Origin of the sequence: Flexivirga caeni (assembly GCF_003724155.1) — a bacterium.
Taxonomy (GTDB): Bacteria; Actinomycetota; Actinomycetes; order Actinomycetales; family Dermatophilaceae; genus Flexivirga; species Flexivirga caeni.
The window spans coordinates 73,040-90,856 of sequence record NZ_RJJQ01000002.1 but is presented as its reverse complement, the minus strand read 5'-3'; the positions used below and the strand labels follow the sequence as shown (position 1 = coordinate 90,856).

The following is a 17,817-nucleotide window of genomic DNA, read 5'->3' as shown; positions in this document are numbered from 1 at the left end:
TCACGAATCCCTTTCCGTCGCATGGGGTGTGGCCGTTGGTACGAAGGTGGTGCACACGTGGTCGCCGTGTGCGAGCGAGGCGAGGCGCTGCACGTGGACGCCGAGTGTCCGGGAGAACGCCTTGGCCTCCTCCTCGCAGAACTGGGGGAACTCGGCCGCGACATGCTGCACCGGGCAGTGCCCCTGACAGAGTTGAACCCCGGCCAGGTGGGTGTCATTCCCGACGGGCCGGGTGGACGCGGCGAAACCCTGGTCGGTGAGCGCAGCCGCAAGTGCCTCGGTGCGGCTGCCGACGTCCGGGCCGGCAGCCTCGACGACGGGCGTCGCCTGACGCGCCATGGATTCCGCACGCTGCCGGGCGAATTCGGTCACCGCGGCGTCACCGGCGGTCTCTCGCAGGAAGTGCAGCACCGACCCGGCGAGCGAGTCGTAGTCACCGCGCAAACGCGCGTGGCCGAGAGACGACACGACATACGCTCGCGCGGGACGCCCGCGCTTGCGCTCGGCGGCGCCGGTCGGCTCGTGCTCCTCGACCAGCTCGTCGTGCGCGAGGCAGTCAAGGTGGCGGCGGACCGCCGCGGGGGTGAGGCCGAGCGACTCCGCCAGCTCGGCCGCCGTGATGGGGCCGCGCTCGGAGATCGTGCGCAGCACGCGTTCGCGCGTGCTGACCTCGCCACCGATAAACACAACATCAGTGTGACGTAATTCGGCGCGAGGGATCCAGCCAGGCTTACCTAAGTTCCCTATGGGTCGCCGGCATCGAGCAGAGGGCATGACAGGTTGCTCCCAGGTGACGACCTACACTTGTCGGTCGTGAGTGCTCCCGTTCCGCCGGTCATCGTCGACGGTGTGACGCACCACTACGGCAGCAAACTCGCGCTCCACGACATGAGCTGGCAGGCGCCGCAGGGAGCGATCACCTGCATCCTCGGCCCCAACGGCGCGGGCAAGACCTCGATCATGGAGATGGCCGAAGGTCTGCGCCGGCCGGAGTCGGGCACCGTTCGCGTGCTTGGCAATGACCCGTGGCACGCCGATGCCGATCACCGCCGCCGGGTCGGCGTGATGCTGCAGGACGGCGGGCTGCCCGGCTCGGTCAAGCCGCTACGGCTGCTGCACCACCTTGCCAGCCTGTATGACGAAACCGGCGAACTGTCTTCTCTCGTAGACGAACTCGGCATCGAGGAGTTCCGCCATACGTCCTTGCGACGGCTCTCCGGTGGCCAGCGTCAACGCGTCGCCCTGGCTGCCGCACTCGTCGGCCAGCCCGACGTCGTCTTCCTCGACGAACCCAGCGCCGGCCTCGACCCGCACGCGCGCCTGGATGTCTGGGACCTCGTGCGGCGCACTCGCGACCGCGGCTGCTGTGTCGTCGTCACTACGCATTCCTTCGAGGAAGCCGAGCGCCTCGCCGACCGGGTGATCATCGTCGCTGCCGGCACCGTTGCCACCGCGGGCAGTGTGACCGAGGTCAGCGGCACGGCCAGCCTCGAGGACACCTACTTCTCCCTCACCCGCATCCCTGGAAAGACCATGCGATGACCAGTCCGGCGATCCGCGCGCGCAGCCAGGCCGGCTTCGAGATCCGCACGCTGCTGTCCAACGGTGAGCAACTGCTCGTCTCCCTGCTGCTGCCCGCGCTCGCGCTGGTCGGCCTGGCCGTCACCAGTACGCCCCACCTCGGCCCGGGCCGGCGCATCGACATCGTGGTGCCGAGCGTGCTCGCGCTCGCTGTGGTGTCGACGGCGTTCACCGGGCAGGCAATCGCGACCGGTTTCGATCGCCGGTATGGCGTGCTCCGCCTCCTCGGCATCACGCCGCTCGGCCGCGGCGGGCTGCTCGCGGGCAAGGCCATTGCCGTCGTGGTGATCGTCGCCCTGCAGACCCTCGTGCTCGGCATCCTCGGCGCCTGCTTCGGCTGGCATCCGGACGGTCCCGGCCTGTTCGTCGGCCTGCTGCTCATGCTGGTCGGCACGTGGACCTGGGTCGCGTTGGCGCTCTTCATTTCCGGCATCCTGCGCGCGGAGGCGGTGCTGGCCGTCGCCAACCTGCTGTGGATCCTCTTCGCCGGGGCCGGCGGGTTGCTGCTGCCCACCCACCGGTTCCCCGAAGCGGCCGGTGCGGTCGTGCGGCTGCTTCCCTCCGGCGCACTGGGCGACGGCCTGCGCGACGCGATGACCGGGCACTTCGACTCCCTCGTCGAGCCGGTGCTGGTGCTGCTGGTGTGGGGCGCAGTCCTGACCGTGGCGACGGCCAAGACCTTCCGATGGGACGACCGATGATCACCGCACCCGAGGCAGCCGTCGAGCGACCGGAGCCCGTCACCAGCTGGTCACCACTGCCACCGGTCGAGCCACCCACCGGGTGGACCCGCTGGCTGCGCCGGCTGTTCTGGCTGAACCTCTTCGTCGAGGTCCTGATCGTGGCCAGTGGTGGCCTCGTCCGGCTGACGGCCAGCGGGCTGGGGTGTCCGGACTGGCCGCAGTGCGTGCCCGGTTCACTCACCCCGGTGAAGCACCAGGCGCAGTCGTGGCACAAGTACGTCGAATTCGGTAATCGCACGCTGACCAGCGTGGTGAGCGTGGTCGCCGTCGCGCTGCTCGTCGGACTCATCCTCGACCAGCGCCGGGGCTCCCGGCGGCGCGGACTGTGGCCGCCGGTCGCGTTCATCCTCTTCGGCATTGCGGTCCAGGCGGTCGTCGGCGGCATCGCCGTACGCACCGAGCTCAATCCGGCCATCGTCGCCACCCACATGCTCGCGTCGATGGTGCTGGTCTGTGCCTCCGCGTGGCTGGTCTACCGCTCGCGCGAAACGGACCGGCCGGCAACGGCTCTGGTGCCTCGGGAAGTGCGCTGGCTGGCCTACGTGACCTCCGGTGTGCTGGCGGTGGTGCTCTTCCTCGGCACCATGGTCACCGGCTCCGGTCCGCACTCCGGTGACAGCGCCGAGCACCCGGCGCGGCTGCACTTCGACCTGCGCACGGTCGCCTGGCTGCACGCCGACACGGTCATGCTGCTCACCGGTCTGGTCGTGGCGATGCTCGTGGCGACCCTGCTGGTGGCTCGCCATACCCGCGCGCCGCGCGCATGGGTCTGGGTGATCTGCGTGATCATCGTGCAGGCGATCGTCGGCTACACGCAGTACTTCCTGCAGGTGCCCGCAGGGCTGGTCGAGGTGCACATGATCCTCGCGAGCCTGCTCGTGGTCGTGACCACCTGGGCCGTGCTCAGCCTGCGCACGCGCTGACGTTCAGAGGCTCAGATCCGGCAGCCGCACGCCTCGATCACCACGTGGATCGGCGCGCTGGCCGTCCGGGCGACGGGGCCTACGGGCGAGGCACCCCGATCGCCTACGCTGTGCTGGACGTGCCCGCGAACAGAAGGACTGTGTATGTCGATTCGTTCAGTGGTCGGAACAGGCTTGCGCACGACAATCGGGCGAGCCGAGACCGAGCAGTTGCGCCGACGAGAGGTGGCTGCGCGACGGCGGCTAGCCCGGCTGATCGCCCCGCCCGCTCCGGAATCGAACCACGCACCGAAACCCCCGACTGCGAAGCCGAAGCCGAAGCTGACCCGCGAGGAGATGATCGATGCCCTGGGCCGGGCCGGAGTGGAAGGCCTGGGCGCCGGCTCACAACTGCCCGCCGGGCTGAGCTGGGCGTCCCCGGATCCCTTCGAGCACGTGAGCAGTGGATTCCACAAGCACGAGTTCCTCGGAGCCCTGCACGAACTGCTGCAACCGCGCCGCTACTTCGAGATCGGCGTCGACCAGGGTCAGAGCCTCACTCTCTCCCGAGCACGCACTATCGGCGTCGACCCGGCATACCGGATCACTCGGTCCATCCACTGTGACGTCCAGACGTTCCTGCAAACCAGCGACGACTTCTTCGCAACAGACGGCAATTTCGATCACTTCGAGGGTCAGCCGGTCGATCTGGCATTCATCGACGGCATGCACCTGGCGGAGTTTGCGCTGCGCGACTTCATGAACACCGAGAAGCACATGTCACCGGGCGGAGCGATCGTCCTCGACGACATGCTTCCGCGAAACTCCCTGGAGGCGCAGCGCATTCGCCGCACGTCAGCATGGGCCGGCGACGTCTACAAGGTGCACGAAGTGCTGCGCCGGCACCGGCCCGACCTGACCATCGTGCCGGTCAACACCGAACCGACCGGCAGCTATCTGGTCGTCGGGCTCGACCCCTCGTCCACCGTGCTGAGCGAGGTGTACGACGACGTCCTGGCCGAGTTGAGTTCGCCAGACCCGCAGACCGTCGATGCGGACTGGTTGCGTCGCTCTACTGCCCACGCTCCCGGCCCAGTGCTCGAATCGTCGGTGTGGGCGCAGGTCCGGGAGCTGCGGGACGACAACGCACCGGCCGAGGAGTTCCGCGGTCGGTGGAGCGCGTTGCACGACCTCGGCTGATTCTCGACCGTGCCGCTTGGCCCACCCGGCCTCCCGAGTATGCCCAGCGCGCGGTAGGGCGCGCGCTCGGCATCCTCGAAGGGACTCTGCAGACCCTCGGACTCGACCGGCGCGCTCAGAAGTGCAGGTGCACCAGCGGGTCGACGGCGACGCCCACGAAGACGAGCGTGAGGTAGCTGATCGAATAGTGGAACAACCGCATCGGCTTGAGCACCTTGTATGACGCCCCGGCGGCAGCGCGCCGCAGCAGCAGGTGCGCCTCGCGCAGGAAGACCGCACCCGCGACCACCGCGATGACGGTGTAGATGATGCCCATGTCGGCGATCGGCACCAGCACGAGCGTGGTCAGCACGGTCACCCAGGCATAGAGCACGATCTGCCGGGCGACGGCGATGTCCTCGGCAACCACCGGGAGCATCGGCACACCGGCGTTGGCGTAGTCGTCGCGGAAGCGCATCGACAGCGGCCAGTAGTGCGGCGGGGTCCAGAAGAAGACGACCAGGAAGAGCACGACCGCGGACCAGCTCAGCGAATTGGTCACGGCGGACCAGCCGATCAGCGTCGGCATACAGCCGGCAATGCCGCCCCACACGATGTTCTGAGAGGTGCGGCGCTTCAGCAGCAGCGTGTAGAAGCCGACATACAGCACGATCGCACCGAGCGACAGCGCCGCCGACAACCAGTTGACCAGCAGCCCGAGCCACAACACGGACACCAGCCCCAGCACCAGCCCGAAGATCAGGCCGTTGCGAGGTGAGATCGCGCCGGTGACCAGCGGCCGGCCCTCGGTGCGGTGCATCAGCCGGTCGATGTCGCGGTCGAGGTAGCAGTTGAGGGCGTTCGCCGAGCCCGCCGAGAACGAGCCGCCGACGAGCGTCGCGAGGATCAGCCACACCGACGGAACGCCCCTGGCAGCTAGGAACATCACCGGGAACGTCGTGACGAGCAGCAGCTCGATGATGCGGGGTTTGGTCAGCGCCACGTAGTCGCGCACAACCTGACCGCGCGAGCGGCGGGACGGCGGGGATGCGGGGCGGTCGGCTGGTGCGCGGCCGTCGGCCGAACGTGGCTCGATCGCAGTCACTCGCGTCACTTCCATGCTTGAAGGGGAACCGTCTGCGGGCGGCTGGATCAGGCCCGTAAACACCCCGAGTCTATCCCTCCGAGACACTTTGCTTTCGCGGCGGGTCGCGGGTCTAGGCTCAACTTCGAAAGATCCCGATTTCCGACAAACTTCGTGGGAGCCATCTGCCGTGACCCAGGACACCTCAGCCACCACCGGACGCCGGGACCCGGCGCTCGCGGAGCCCATCGCCACCAACGCCGGCTGGACCGGCGTCGACGTTCGCGCGGTCGACACCGTCCGGGTCCTCGCCGCCGATGCCGTGCAGAAGACCGGCAACGGTCACCCGGGCACCGCGATGAGCCTCGCTCCGCTGGCGTACTTGCTCTACCAGAACGTCATGCGCATCGACCCGGCTGACCCGCACTGGATCGGACGCGACCGCTTCGTGCTCTCCTGCGGTCACTCCAGCCTGACTCAATACATCCAGCTCTACTTCTCCGGCTACGGCCTGCAGCTGTCCGACCTGCAGGCCCTGCGCACCTGGGACTCGCTGACCCCCGGCCACCCCGAGGTCGGCCACACCGCCGGCGTCGACATCACCACCGGGCCGCTCGGCTCCGGCATCGCCTCCGCGGTCGGTATGGCGATGGCGGAGCGTCGTCAGCGCGGCCTGCTCGACCCCGACGCGGCCCCGGGCACCAGCCCCTTCGACCACCACGTGTGGGTCATCGCCTCCGACGGTGACCTGATGGAAGGCGTTTCCGCAGAAGGCGCATCGCTGGCCGGACACCAGGAGCTGGGCAACCTGATCGCGTTCTACGACCAGAACCAGATCTCCATCGAGGACGACACCAACGTCTCCTTCACCGAGGACGTCGCAGGCCGTTACGCGGCATACGGCTGGCACGTGCAGACCGTCGACTGGCGGGCGGGCGCCAAGCCGGACAGCGACCGCGACACCTACACCGAGAACGTCGACGAGCTTCTCGCCGCGATCGAGCAGGCCAAGCAGGTCACCGACAAGCCGTCGCTGATCTGCCTGCGCACGATCCTCGCGTGGCCGGCGCCGACCAAGCAGGGCACCGGCAAGGCACACGGCAGCGCGCTCGGGGACGAGGAGGTCGCGGGCATCAAGAAGCTGCTCGGCTTCGACCCCGAACGCACCTTCCAGGTGGACGACGAGGTCATCGAGCACGTCCGCAAGGTCAAGGACCGCGGCGCCGCGGCGCACGCCGAGTGGGACAAGGCCTACCAGGCCTGGCGTGCAGCCAACGCCGACGGCGCCAAACTGCTCGACCGGCTGGTCAAGCGCGAGCTGCCGTCCGACTACGCGTCAGCCTTCCCGGTCTTCGACGCCGACCCCAAGGGCATCGCCACCCGGGCCGCGTCCGGCAAGATCCTCACCGCGCTCGCGCCGGTCTTCCCCGAGCTGTGGGGCGGTTCCGCCGACCTGGCCGAGTCCAACAACACCACCATGGTCGGCGAGCCGAGCTTCGTCCCGGAGAACTGGCAGACCGACGAGTGGCAGGGCGGGCCTTACGGCCGCACGCTGCACTTCGGCATCCGCGAGAACGGCATGGGTATGGCGCTGAACGGCATTGCGCTCGAAGGCCTTACCCGTCCGTATGGCGGCACGTTCCTCGTCTTCTCCGACTACATGCGGCCTGCAGTGCGTCTCGCGGCGATCCAGAAGCAGCCGGTGACGTTCGTGTGGACCCATGACTCGATCGGCCTCGGCGAGGACGGCCCGACCCACCAACCCATCGAGCACCTCGCCGCACTGCGCGCGATCCCCGGCCTGGACGTGGTGCGTCCCGCCGACGCCAACGAGACCTCCATCGCGTGGCGCACCATCCTGGAGCACACCGACCGCCCGGCCGGGCTGATCCTGTCCCGCCAGGCGCTGCCGACGGTCGACCGCTCCGAGTTCGGCTCGGCCGAGGGTGTCGCGCGCGGCGCCTACGTCCTGGCCGACACCGAGGGCACGCCCGACGTCATCCTCATCGCAACCGGCTCCGAGGTCTCGCTGGCACTCGACGCCCGGAATGCATTGTCCGACAAGGGCGTTGCTGCCCGCGTGGTGTCCATGCCGTGTCGCGAATGGTTCGAGGCGCAGGACGACGACTACCGCAGCAGCGTGCTGCCCGCGACTGTCAGAGCGCGGGTCAGCGTCGAGGCCGCCACGCCGTTCGGCTGGCGCGACCTCGTCGGAGACGCGGGACGAACGGTCGGCATCGACCACTTCGGCGCCAGCGCGGCCGGGCCGGTGCTGATGGAGAAGTTCGGTTTCACGGTGGACGCCGTCGTGTCCGCCGCCCAGGATTCGATCGCAGCCGCAGGAGGCAAGTGAGATGGCAAACGACAATACGCAGGCACTGAGTGACGTAGGTGTCTCGATCTGGCTGGACGACCTGAGCCGGATGCTGATCAGCAGCGGCGACCTGCAGAAGCTGGTCGACGACAAGAACGTCGTCGGCGTCACCACCAACCCGACGATCTTCGCGGGAGCCCTGTCGGACGGCTCGGCATACAACGAGCAGGTCGCCGAGCTCGCCGCAGCGGGCACCGGCGTCGACGACGCGGTCTTCGAGATCACCACGCGCGACGTGCACAACGCATGCGACGTTCTGCGTCCGGTGTATGACGCCACGGCCGGTCAGGACGGCCGCGTGTCGATCGAGGTCGACCCGCGCCTGGCACGCGACACCGACGGCACGATCGCGATGGCCAAGCAGCTGTGGGCCAAGGTCGGACAGCCCAACGCGATGATCAAGATCCCGGCGACCGTCGAGGGCCTGCCCGCGATCACCGCGGCACTGGCCGAGGGCATCAGCGTCAACGTGACGCTGATTTTCTCGCTCGACCGCTACCGCGGCGTGATGAACGCCTTCCTCACCGGCCTGGAGCAGGCGAAGGAAGCCGGCAAGGACCTGTCGACGATCCGCTCGGTCGCATCGTTCTTCGTCTCGCGCGTCGACACCGAGATCGACAAGCGACTGGACGCGATCGGCACCGACGAGGCGAAGGCACTCAAGGGGAAGGCCGGCGTTGCCAACGCTCGGCTGGCCTACCAGGCGTTCGAGGAGGTCTTCTCGACCCCGCGCTGGCAGACCCTCGCCGATGACGGCGCGCACGTGCAGCGTCCGCTGTGGGCGTCGACCGGGGTCAAGGACCCGGCATACTCCGACACGATGTACGTCGTGGACCTCGCGGTCAAGGAGACCGTCGACACGATGCCGCCGAAGACCCTCGACGCGCTGGCCGACCACGGCCAGGTCGAGGGCGACCAGGTGACCGGCAACTACGCCGATGCCGCCGGCGTCCTGGACGCACTGGAGAAGCTCGGTGTCTCCTACGGTGACGTCGTCGAGGTCCTGGAGACCGAAGGCGTGCAGAAGTTCGACGCCTCGTGGGACGAGCTGCTCGGGTCGGTCAAGAGCGAGCTGGACAAGGCGAGCCGGTGAGCAGCGACATCGCCGTGACGGCGACCGGCGCAGCCGCAGACGCGATCTCGTCGCACGTCCCAGAGCTGGTGGCCGGCAAGTTCGCCAGCAAGCTCTTCGCCCAGGACCCCACCTTGTGGGGCCCGGCGGCAGAGTCGGAGTCGTCGAAGCGGCTCTCCTGGGTCGGCCTGGGCACCTCATCACGCCCGCTGGTTGCCGAAATCGCTTCGCTGCGTAGCAAGTTCAGCGCAGCTGGCCTCGACCACATCGTGCTGTGCGGCATGGGCGGCTCGTCGCTCGCGCCGGAGGTCATCTGCGCGACCGACGGCGTGCCGCTGACGGTGCTCGACTCCTCCCAGCCGGACATGGTGCGCGCCGCGCTCACCGACCGGCTGGAGCAGACGGTCGTGGTCGTGTCCTCCAAGTCCGGCTCGACGGTCGAGACCGACTCGCAGCGCCGGGTTTACGAGCAGGCGTTCACGGACGCCGGCATCGACCCGACCGAGCGCATCGTCGTGGTCACCGACCCGGGCAGCCCGCTCGACAAGGATGCCCGTGCCACGGGTTACACCGTCATCAACGCCGACCCCGACGTCGGTGGCCGCTACTCCGCGCTCACCGCATTCGGTCTGGTGCCAAGTGGTCTGGCCGGTGCCGACATCGGCCGCCTGCTCGATGAGGCCGAGGCCGTCTCCGGCACTCTCGCCGCCGACGACGAGGCGAACCCGGCGCTGCGGCTCGGCGCCGCCCTGGGCGGCACGCAACCGCTGCGGGACAAGACGGTGCTGATCAATGCCGGCACCGCGGCCGTCGGCTTCGGTGACTGGGCAGAGCAGCTCATCGCCGAGAGCACCGGCAAGGACGGCAAGGGCCTGCTGCCGGTCGTCGTGGGCGACTCCCCCACCGGCGAGCAGCTCGCGGACGAGCTGTGGGTGCGGCTGGTCGCGAACGACGACGAGTCACAGCCCTCGGGTGACGCGGTCATCAATGTCGGCGGGTCGCTCGGCGGCGCCATGCTGCTCTGGGAGGCCGCGGTCGCGACTGCGGGTCGCCTGATCGGCATCAACCCCTTCGACCAGCCGGACGTCGAGAGTGCCAAGGCTGCGGCGCGTGAACTCCTCGGCAAGGGCACCGGCGATGCGGCGCCTGCGGCATACACCGACGGAGCGGTCGAGGTGCGCACGGCCGGACCCGACTTCCTGGGTGATGCCACGACCGTCGCGGACGCGCTGCGCGCACTCTTCGCGCAGTTGCCGCCGAGCGGCTACCTGGCGGTCATGGCGTATGTCGACCGGATCGCCGACCAGTCCCTGGCCGACGTGCGAATCCCGTTGGCGCACAAGCTGAACCGTCCGGTGACGTTCGGGTTCGGGCCGCGTTTCCTGCACTCGACCGGGCAGTATCACAAGGGTGGCCCCGCCGACGGCATCTTCCTGCAGATCACCACAGCACCGACGCAGGATCTGTCCATCCCAGGTCGTGAGTTCACCTTCGGTGACTTCATCGCCTCGCAGGCCGGTGGCGACGCCAAGGTCCTCGCCGACCACGGACGCCCCGTGCTACGACTCAACCTGACCGACCACGAGGCCGGGCTGGCACAGCTGCAGGCGGCGATCACCGAGGTCACCGCGTCCTAAACCATCGATGTCCCGTTCCTCGCGCCCCGCGAGGGGCGGGACGTCGGTGTTTCTCCGAATCCCCAACGTTCTGAGGCGCATTCGATGAGTCCAGCCCGCATTTCCCGCGGCACCAATCCACTGCGGGATCCCGACGACCTACGCCTGCCGAAGATCGCCGGTCCATGCGCGGTCGTGATGTTCGGCGTTACCGGCGACTTGGCCCGCAAGAAGCTACTCCCCGCGATCTACGACCTTGCCGGACGCGGGCTGCTCCCGCCGGGGTTCTCGCTCGTCGGCTTCGGTCGCCGCGACTGGGACGACGCGCAGTTCGCGCAGACCGTCCGCGAGGCGGTCGAGGCGGGTGCCCGCACCACCTTCCGCGAGGACGTATGGCGCAACCTGTCCGACGGGTTGCGTTTCGTGCAAGGCGAATTCGACGATGACGCGGCATTCGACAAGCTTGCGGCGACGCTGCGCGCGCTCGACGAGGAGCGCGGCACCGGGGGCAACGCGGCGTTCTATCTGTCGATCCCGCCGGATGCGTTCGAGCCGGTCTGCGCGCAACTGGACCGCTCCGGCCTTGCCACCCAGGAGCAGGATTCGTGGCGCCGGGTCATCATCGAGAAGCCGTTCGGCCACGACCTGGCCAGTGCGCGCGAACTCAACCAGACCGTCGAGCACGTCTTCGGCGCTGACTCGATCTTCCGCATCGACCACTACCTAGGCAAGGAGACCGTCCAGAACCTGCTGGCGCTGCGGTTCGCCAACCAGCTCTTCGAGCCGGTGTGGAACTCGCACTACGTCGACCACGTGCAGATCACGATGGCCGAGGACATCGGCATTGCGGGCCGGGCCGGATACTACGACGGCATCGGCGCGGCGCGCGACGTCATCCAGAACCACTTGCTGCAGTTGCTCGCGCTCACCGCGATGGAGCAGCCCAACTCCTTCGGCGCCGACGAGTTGCGCGCCGAGAAAGAGAAGGTCCTGGCGGCCGTCCGGCTGCCGGAAGACCTGGCAAAGGCCACCGCGCGAGGGCAGTACACCGCTGGCTGGCAGGGCAGCGAGAAGGTGACCGGCTTCCTGCAGGAGGACGGCATCGACCCCGGCTCGACGACCGAGACGTATGCCGCCGTGAAGCTCGAGGTCTATACGCGGCGCTGGGCCGGAGTGCCCTTCTATCTGCGCACCGGCAAACGGCTCGGCAAGCGCGTCACCGAGATCGCGGTGATCTTCCGGCGCGCGCCGCATCTGCCGTTCACCGACACCGCGACCGAAGAGCTCGGGCAGAACGCGATCGTCATCCGCGTGCAGCCCGACGAAGGCACCACGCTCCGTTTCGGGTCCAAGGTGCCGGGAGCGGGGACGATGCAGGTCCGCGACGTGACGATGGACTTCAGCTATGGCAGTGCCTTCACCGAGTCCAGCCCGGAAGCCTACGAACGACTCATTCTCGACGTACTGCTCGGCGATCCCCCGCTCTTCCCGCGGCATCGGGAGGTCGAGCTGTCCTGGCGCATCCTGGATCGCGTCGAGCGTTTCTGGGCGCGCAAGGGACGACCCGAGGGGTACGAAGCGGGCACCTGGGGACCGCGCAGCGCGGCCGAACTGCTGGCCCGCGACAGGCGGGAGTGGAGACTGCCATGATCACCGAATTGCCTGACACGACAACGAAAGACATCAGCAAGCTGCTGGTCCGGTTGCGGAGCGAGACCGGCGCCATGGCTCTCGGCCGGGTGATGACCCTCATCATCGTCGTCGATGAGGGCGGTGCCGACGACGCCGTCGAGGCGGCCATCCACGCCAGCCGGCAGCATCCCAGCCGGATCATCGCGCTGGTCGCCGGCAGCGGCCGCGGCGCGAGCCGGCTGGACGCGCAGGTGCGACTGGGCACCGAGGCCGGCGGCAGCGAGGTGGTCGTGCTGCGCCTGTATGGCGAGCTGACCAAGCATGGTGCGAGCGTGGTGACACCACTGCTCGCGGCCGACTCCCCGATCGTCGCCTGGTGGCCCGGCCCTGCCGACGACGTCGCGACGTCACCGATCGGGCAGCTCGCCAGCCGGCGCATCACCGATGCCTCCCAGGGAGGCAACCCACGAAAAGCGTTGCACCGCAGGCGTGCCGAGTATGCCGCGGGCGACACCGACATGGCCTGGGCGCGTGCCACCCGATGGCGGGGACTGCTCGCGACCGCGCTCGACCTGCCGCCATACGAACCGGTCACCTCGGTCACCGTCACGGGTGCGACCGACTCCGCCAGCACCGACCTGCTTGCGGGATGGCTCGCGGTGCGGCTCCGGTGCCCGGTGCGGCGGGCACGCTCGGCTCCCGGCACCGGTCTGGTCCACGTGCGCATGGAGCGCAAGTCCGGGCCGATCGAACTCGACCGGCCCGATCGGCGCACTGGCACCCTGACCCAGCCCGGGCAGCCGGACCGCCGGCTCGACCTGGTCCGCCCCGGCACTGCGCAATCGCTCGCCGAAGAACTCAGCCGGCTCGGCGCGGACGAGGTCTACCGCGAAGCCCTGGTCAAGGGACTCCCCCTGGTGACCAACGCCCGCAACTAGCTGGCCACCCGCGTAGCGCAGGAAGGGCGCGAAACCTGGCTGGTCGAGTAGCCGCAGGAGCGGAGCGGAGGAGGCGTATCGAGACCCAGTACCCTGCAAGAAACGGCAGAAGAGGTTGAGCATGACAATCGAGCAGCGGGCGACGAAGGACGAGCTCGGCACGGCGATCTCCGAGAAGCTGGTCGCGGAAATCGTTGCCGCACAACATGATCGGGGTGTCGCGCACATCGTCCTGACCGGTGGCTCGATGGGCGGGCTGTCCCTGCAGGCTCTACCCGGTGCGACCGGCATCGACTGGTCCGCGGTGCACTTCTGGTGGGGCGACGAGCGTTTCGTGCCGGCCGGTTCACCCGACCGCAACGACGTGGAAGCCGACCGCGCGGCGCTGGATGCGCTGCCGGTGCCGGCGCAGCATGTGCATCGCGTCGCCGGCCCGGACACGGTGCCTGATGCGGAGAGCGCGGCCGCGGCATACAGCGACGCGATCCGCAGCACCGAAGGCGACGGGCTCTTCGACGTGACGATGTTCGGCGTCGGACCGGACGCTCACCTCGCGTCCCTCTTCCCGCATCACCCCGCGCAACGCACCGAAGGCGCGATCGCGATCGCGGTGCACGACTCCCCCAAACCGCCGCCGGACCGGGTGTCCCTCACCTTCGAGTGCCTCGGCCGCAGCCGCACTGTGTGGCTGATGGTTGCGGGCGCGGAGAAGGCCGACGCGGTGGCTGCCGCGCTGGCCCCGGGCGCCGATCGCTGGGACGTGCCGGCCAGCGGCGTGCACGGCACCGAATCGACCGTGTGGTGGCTCGACGACGCCGCCGCCTCCAAGCTCTAGCGTCCCTCGCCGAGCGGGCTCAGCACTTGTCGCTACCGGGGGGGCGGACCCTGCACGACGACCGTGCTCATCACCTTGTCGGAAAAGGTCTGGCGCCTGGCATCCCACAGCGGCCACAGGTAGCCGAGGTAGCAGATGATGCTGTCGAGGAAGTGCGCGATGTCGCGGACGAACGCCAGACCCGTGCCGATCGGCTGCCCAGTGTTCGCGCTGATCAGCGAGATCCCGAGCACCTTCTTGCCGATCGACTGACCTTGCCCGCCCTTGATCCAGCGGTTCCAGATCTGCAGTCCGAGCGCCACGAGGCCGCCCAGGAAGATCAGGATGAAGGCGGCCGGCGACGGCGATCCGTGGCTCACGGTCTGGCAGTTGCCGTAGGCGTCGCAGTTGGTGTCCGTGTGGATGGACGACAGGATCATCACGTATCCCGGAATCATCAGGATATATGCCGGGATCGTCACCAGCAGGTCGATGATGAACGCGCCAACCCGCTGACCCCAGTTCGCATACGGCTGCGGCGGCGGTCCGCCGTAGGGCGACCCGCCATACGGAGAACCGCCGTACGGCTGCTGGCCGTATGCCGGCTGCCCGTACCGCCGGCTGCCCGTACCCCTCGCCGTACTGCGGCTGCCCGCCCTGTGGTGCGCCGTACTGCGGCTGGCCGCCCGCTGGGGATGTGTAAGGATCGTTGGTGCTCATCGTCTGAGACCCCTCGGTGTCGCGTGGTGTGGATTGCACAAGGTCGACGCCTCGGGGTGACCATCTGGTTCCACCTCAGCGGCTGGCCATTTCCACCACGTCGCCACGGTGGATGGCCAGATATACCGCGTCCCGTAGGTCGTTTGCTTCCGCCGAAGTGAGCGTCCGCTCGATCGGCCGCAAGGTGACACGCACCAGCGCATTTGCTTGGCCGAGTCGAATGCCAAGCCGGCGTCGAGCACCCGCCGGAAGGTCGTCATACGACGTCTTCGACAGCAGGTGCACGGACTCCAGATCGGCGACCCTTTCCCCGAGAGCGCTTCGCACCTGATCACCGAGCAGCTCCTCGTCCGTGTCCCACGGCACGACCACCGACAGGTCGCGGCGAATTTCCGGGAGCAGTGAAACTTGTTGGTATGGCGAGAGGTTCATCATCTGCCGGGCGACCCGCGCGTCACCGGAGCGCAGCAGCCGGATGTCCGGGATGCCCTTGCGGAGCATCAGCGCGCGGTCCAGCCCGACTCCGGCCGCGATGCCGGACCAGTGGGCGGATGGCAGACCCGCAGCGTCCAGCAGCCAGGGCGCGATCACGCCGCCTTCGGCGAGCTCCAGCCAGCCGCCACCGGCCGGGTCCAGCACGTCGAGCTGCAGACCGCCGGCCGTATAACTGTGCGGCGACGGCGTCACCCGCCAGCGGCAATCCGGCAGCACCGCCTGCGCGAGGACACCGAGCCGCTCGGCGAGTTCGCCGTCGACCGGCTCGCTACTGCGCGTGAGCCACCACAGATCGAGCTGGTGCGGCTCGCCGGTGTGCGTCCGATCGATCGAGTCCCGCCGGTAGGCAAGTCCGGCCGCGGCATACAGCACGTTGTCGGCTCCGTCGTGCGTGGCGAGGAGCGGTGGCAGCATCGCGCTGGTGTGACTGCGAAGCATGACGGTCGGGCTGACATAGCGCGAATATCGTTCATTCCGAGTGATATCCGCGATGCCGTAGCCCAGCGCGTCGTAGTTGGCGGAGACGGCGACGAGTGGACTGTGCCGCACCTGCCGCACCTGGCTGTCGCGCAGTTGTGCGCTCGCCTGCACGATGCCGTCGGTCAACGACTGCATCGCGTGCGGGCCGGCGGCCGGGTCGGTCAGGTCGCGGAGGTCGAGGGCGATGCGCAACGCGTCAGGGGTCAGATAACTGGTCATCAGAGGTCCTTGCTGGTCGGTCGGATCGGGACTGTTCTCCCTCGACCGGGGCGGCGGACCTCAGCTGCAACTGCGAGCGAGCCCACGACCGCTGACCGGTCGAGGGCACCCAAATCGCCGAACATGCTGCATGCGGGCACCTTACGGGCACCGCGAACGGGCCGCCACCCATTAACTGCGCAACCACCTGGTTGACAACGTCGGCACCCAGCGGTCACACTCTCCGTATTCAACCACTAGGTTTACAAGGAGAACCTCCCGATGGATCAGCTGTCCCGCGTCTTCGGTGCGCTGGCCGACCCGACCCGGCGCGACATCGTCGCCCGGCTCACCCGGGCCGACGCGACGGTGAGCGAGCTGGCCGCGCCATACGACGTGAGCCTGCAGGCCGTGTCCAAACACCTCAAGGTGCTCGAGGAGGCGGGCCTGGTCACCCGCACCAAGGACGCACAACGACGTCCGGTGCACCTGGAAGCGGAGGTCTTTGACCTGGTGAACAAGTGGATCGAGCGCTACCAGCGCCAGGCGGAACAGCGCTACCAGCGGCTGGATGCCCTGCTCGACGAACTCAACGAACGCGACACGCGCAACTCCACGGAAGGCACCGCATCATGAATCCCACGACCTACCCGGCCGCCGTCATCGAGGCCGACGAACGCGTGCCGATCATCCGGATCACTCGCGATTTCACCGCAACTCCGGCACAACTGATGAAAGCCCACCTCGACCCCGACCTCTACGCACGGTGGGTCGGACCGGACGATGTGACGACCCGGATCGACTACTGGGACGCGCGCACCGGCGGCAGCTGGCGCTTCGTGAACGTTCGCGGAAACGAGGAATACGCCTTCCATGGCAGCTTCCACGACGTCGGCGACGACCGCGTCGTCCAGACCTTCACCTGGGAAGGTATGCCGGACGGTGTCGCCCTCGACACGCTGACCGTCGAAGACCTGGGCGAAGGCCGCACCCGGTTGCATGTCCAGTCACTCGTCGACTCCTTCGCCGCCCGCGACGGCTGGCTGGCCAGCGGCATGGAGGTCGGAATCAACGACGGCTACGCGAAACTCGACCTGCTGCTGACCGAAGGAGCCATCCGATGACCGTGCTGACCACGTCGCTGCGACCCTGCCTGTGGTTCCACGACAACGCCGAGGAGGCGATGCGCTACTACGTCGGCCTCTTCCCGGGCTCGCGCATCGAAGGCATCGAGCGCTACCCCGACGCATCGCTGGACCGGCACTTCGAAGGTATGGCGGGCAAGGTCCTCAGCGGCCGGTTCACCCTCGACGGGATGCCGTTCACCTGCCTGGACGGCGGACCGGCGTTCACCTTCACCGAGTCCATCTCGATCACGGTCGCCTGCGCCGACCAAGCCGAGATCGACCGTTACTGGGCGGCGCTGTCCGCGGTGCCGGAGTCCGAGCAGTGCGGCTGGTGCAAGGACCGGTTCGGCCTCAGCTGGCAGATCCTGCCGGCACATCTGGACGAGCTGATGACCGGACCGGCCGCCATACAGGCACTGATGGGGATGGGCAAGATCGTCATCTCCGAGTTCCCTGCCGCCGACGGCGAGCCGCGCGGTCAGTGACGGCTGGCGGCGGCCTTACGTGATGAGGCCGCGCTGCCGGAGGGTGTCGAGCGCCTCGTCGAGTATGACGGCACCCTCCTCCTCGCTGCGGCGCTCCTTCACATAGGCCAGGTGCGTCTTGTAGGGCTCGGCCTTCGGGGCGGCCGGCGGGTTCTGCTCGTCCTGGCCGGCCGGGAGACCACAGCGCGGGCAGTCCCAGGTCTCCGGGATCGCCAGGCCGGGCTCCTGGGCGAAGCTGGGACGGGTCTCGTGGCGGTTGGCGCACCAGTAGGAGATGACCACCCGCGGTGCGGACTCGCCCCGCTCGGCCTCGCCCATGGGGCCAGCGCCGACACGACTGCCTCGAATTGCATTGCCACCGGCCACGATTGCTCCTT

18 protein-coding genes are annotated in these 17,817 nt (G+C 68.5%); 13 read left to right on the top strand and 5 right to left on the bottom strand.

The window, feature by feature from the left end:
• On the bottom strand, window positions 1-687 hold the full coding sequence (locus tag EFY87_RS02770) for a helix-turn-helix transcriptional regulator (protein ID WP_245988351.1): 687 nt from the start codon (window positions 685-687) through the stop codon (window positions 1-3).
• Window positions 688-813: 126 nt separating this feature from the next.
• On the opposite strand from EFY87_RS02770, the gene EFY87_RS02765 reads away from it, so the two are divergent.
• The 4 genes from EFY87_RS02765 to EFY87_RS02750 all read left to right on the top strand — a co-directional run bounded on the left by EFY87_RS02765 (window position 814) and on the right by EFY87_RS02750 (window position 4,426).
• Window positions 814-1,542, top strand: coding sequence for an ABC transporter ATP-binding protein (locus EFY87_RS02765; protein WP_425459344.1), 729 nt, complete (start codon window positions 814-816; stop codon window positions 1,540-1,542).
• Complete coding sequence (locus EFY87_RS02760; protein WP_123269938.1) at window positions 1,539-2,282, top strand: ABC transporter permease; 744 nt, start codon at window positions 1,539-1,541, stop codon at window positions 2,280-2,282. Before EFY87_RS02765 ends, EFY87_RS02760 begins: the two co-directional genes overlap by 4 nt.
• Window positions 2,279-3,247, top strand: coding sequence for a COX15/CtaA family protein (locus EFY87_RS02755; RefSeq protein ID WP_123269937.1), 969 nt, complete (start codon window positions 2,279-2,281; stop codon window positions 3,245-3,247). Before EFY87_RS02760 ends, EFY87_RS02755 begins: the two co-directional genes overlap by 4 nt.
• Window positions 3,248-3,391: 144 nt before the next feature.
• Complete coding sequence (locus EFY87_RS02750) at window positions 3,392-4,426, top strand: class I SAM-dependent methyltransferase (protein ID WP_220093472.1); 1,035 nt, start codon at window positions 3,392-3,394, stop codon at window positions 4,424-4,426.
• A 115-nt stretch (window positions 4,427-4,541) separates the two neighbouring features.
• On the opposite strand, the gene EFY87_RS02745 is transcribed toward EFY87_RS02750, so the two are convergent.
• Window positions 4,542-5,525, bottom strand: a complete 984-nt coding sequence (locus tag EFY87_RS02745; protein WP_123269936.1) for a heme o synthase — start codon at window positions 5,523-5,525, stop codon at window positions 4,542-4,544.
• A 154-nt stretch (window positions 5,526-5,679) separates the two neighbouring features.
• Between EFY87_RS02745 and tkt the strand changes: the two genes are divergently transcribed.
• From tkt to pgl, 6 genes are all read left to right on the top strand, one after another.
• Window positions 5,680-7,842 carry a transketolase gene (gene tkt, locus EFY87_RS02740; RefSeq protein ID WP_425459343.1) on the top strand — a complete coding sequence of 721 codons (2,163 nt, stop codon included), beginning with the start codon at window positions 5,680-5,682 and terminating at the stop codon, window positions 7,840-7,842.
• Window position 7,843: 1 nt separating this feature from the next.
• Window positions 7,844-8,956: a transaldolase gene (gene tal / locus EFY87_RS02735; protein WP_123269934.1), complete on the top strand. Its 1,113-nt coding sequence runs from the start codon at window positions 7,844-7,846 to the stop codon at window positions 8,954-8,956.
• Entirely contained in the window at window positions 8,953-10,572 is a 1,620-nt protein-coding gene (locus tag EFY87_RS02730; RefSeq protein ID WP_181445425.1) for a glucose-6-phosphate isomerase, read from the top strand. Before tal ends, EFY87_RS02730 begins: the two co-directional genes overlap by 4 nt.
• An 84-nt stretch (window positions 10,573-10,656) precedes the next feature.
• Window positions 10,657-12,201, top strand: a complete 1,545-nt coding sequence (gene zwf, locus EFY87_RS02725; RefSeq protein ID WP_123269933.1) for a glucose-6-phosphate dehydrogenase — start codon at window positions 10,657-10,659, stop codon at window positions 12,199-12,201.
• Window positions 12,198-13,121, top strand: coding sequence for a glucose-6-phosphate dehydrogenase assembly protein OpcA (locus EFY87_RS02720; protein WP_123270211.1), 924 nt, complete (start codon window positions 12,198-12,200; stop codon window positions 13,119-13,121). Before zwf ends, EFY87_RS02720 begins: the two co-directional genes overlap by 4 nt.
• A gap of 121 nt (window positions 13,122-13,242) precedes the next feature.
• Window positions 13,243-13,956: a 6-phosphogluconolactonase gene (gene pgl / locus EFY87_RS02715; protein ID WP_123269932.1), complete on the top strand. Its 714-nt coding sequence runs from the start codon at window positions 13,243-13,245 to the stop codon at window positions 13,954-13,956.
• Between the two features lie 32 nt (window positions 13,957-13,988).
• Here pgl and EFY87_RS02710 read toward each other — a convergent pair whose 3' ends face one another.
• Window positions 13,989-14,642, bottom strand: a complete 654-nt coding sequence (locus EFY87_RS02710) for an RDD family protein (protein ID WP_281276154.1) — start codon at window positions 14,640-14,642, stop codon at window positions 13,989-13,991.
• Window positions 14,643-14,730: 88 nt separating this feature from the next.
• Window positions 14,731-15,849: a PheS-related mystery ligase SrmL gene (srmL, locus tag EFY87_RS02705; RefSeq protein WP_123269931.1), complete on the bottom strand. Its 1,119-nt coding sequence runs from the start codon at window positions 15,847-15,849 to the stop codon at window positions 14,731-14,733.
• A 261-nt stretch (window positions 15,850-16,110) separates the two neighbouring features.
• Between srmL and EFY87_RS02700 the strand changes: the two genes are divergently transcribed.
• From EFY87_RS02700 to EFY87_RS02690, 3 genes are read left to right on the top strand one after another with little or no spacing between them, the layout of a single operon-like run.
• Window positions 16,111-16,464 carry an ArsR/SmtB family transcription factor gene (locus EFY87_RS02700; RefSeq protein WP_123269930.1) on the top strand — a complete coding sequence of 118 codons (354 nt, stop codon included), beginning with the start codon at window positions 16,111-16,113 and terminating at the stop codon, window positions 16,462-16,464.
• A complete protein-coding gene (locus tag EFY87_RS02695; RefSeq protein WP_123269929.1) occupies window positions 16,461-16,952 on the top strand; it encodes an SRPBCC domain-containing protein in 492 nt (163 codons plus the stop codon). The genes EFY87_RS02700 and EFY87_RS02695 overlap by 4 nt, the downstream gene beginning before the upstream one ends.
• Window positions 16,949-17,440: a VOC family protein gene (locus EFY87_RS02690; RefSeq protein ID WP_245988345.1), complete on the top strand. Its 492-nt coding sequence runs from the start codon at window positions 16,949-16,951 to the stop codon at window positions 17,438-17,440. The genes EFY87_RS02695 and EFY87_RS02690 overlap by 4 nt, the downstream gene beginning before the upstream one ends.
• Window positions 17,441-17,455: 15 nt before the next feature.
• On the opposite strand, the gene EFY87_RS02685 is transcribed toward EFY87_RS02690, so the two are convergent.
• Window positions 17,456-17,806, bottom strand: a complete 351-nt coding sequence (locus tag EFY87_RS02685; protein ID WP_123269928.1) for an RNA polymerase-binding protein RbpA — start codon at window positions 17,804-17,806, stop codon at window positions 17,456-17,458.
• Window positions 17,807-17,817: the final 11 nt, after the last annotated feature.

What these genes read in the sequence shown, in the direction of transcription:
- EFY87_RS02760 (WP_123269938.1), top strand. Translation starts at nt 1,539, where the DNA reads ATGACCAGTCCGGCGATCCGCGCGCGCAGCCAGGCCGGCTTCGAGATC.
- EFY87_RS02755 (WP_123269937.1), top strand. Translation starts at nt 2,279, where the DNA reads ATGATCACCGCACCCGAGGCAGCCGTCGAGCGACCGGAGCCCGTCACC.
- EFY87_RS02750 (WP_220093472.1), top strand. Translation starts at nt 3,392, where the DNA reads ATGTCGATTCGTTCAGTGGTCGGAACAGGCTTGCGCACGACAATCGGG.
- EFY87_RS02745 (WP_123269936.1), bottom strand. Translation starts at nt 5,525, where the DNA reads ATGGAAGTGACGCGAGTGACTGCGATCGAGCCACGTTCGGCCGACGGC.
- tal (WP_123269934.1), top strand. Translation starts at nt 7,844, where the DNA reads ATGGCAAACGACAATACGCAGGCACTGAGTGACGTAGGTGTCTCGATC.
- zwf (WP_123269933.1), top strand. Translation starts at nt 10,657, where the DNA reads ATGAGTCCAGCCCGCATTTCCCGCGGCACCAATCCACTGCGGGATCCC.
- EFY87_RS02720 (WP_123270211.1), top strand. Translation starts at nt 12,198, where the DNA reads ATGATCACCGAATTGCCTGACACGACAACGAAAGACATCAGCAAGCTG.
- pgl (WP_123269932.1), top strand. Translation starts at nt 13,243, where the DNA reads ATGACAATCGAGCAGCGGGCGACGAAGGACGAGCTCGGCACGGCGATC.
- srmL (WP_123269931.1), bottom strand. Translation starts at nt 15,849, where the DNA reads ATGACCAGTTATCTGACCCCTGACGCGTTGCGCATCGCCCTCGACCTC.
- EFY87_RS02700 (WP_123269930.1), top strand. Translation starts at nt 16,111, where the DNA reads ATGGATCAGCTGTCCCGCGTCTTCGGTGCGCTGGCCGACCCGACCCGG.
- EFY87_RS02695 (WP_123269929.1), top strand. Translation starts at nt 16,461, where the DNA reads ATGAATCCCACGACCTACCCGGCCGCCGTCATCGAGGCCGACGAACGC.
- EFY87_RS02690 (WP_245988345.1), top strand. Translation starts at nt 16,949, where the DNA reads ATGACCGTGCTGACCACGTCGCTGCGACCCTGCCTGTGGTTCCACGAC.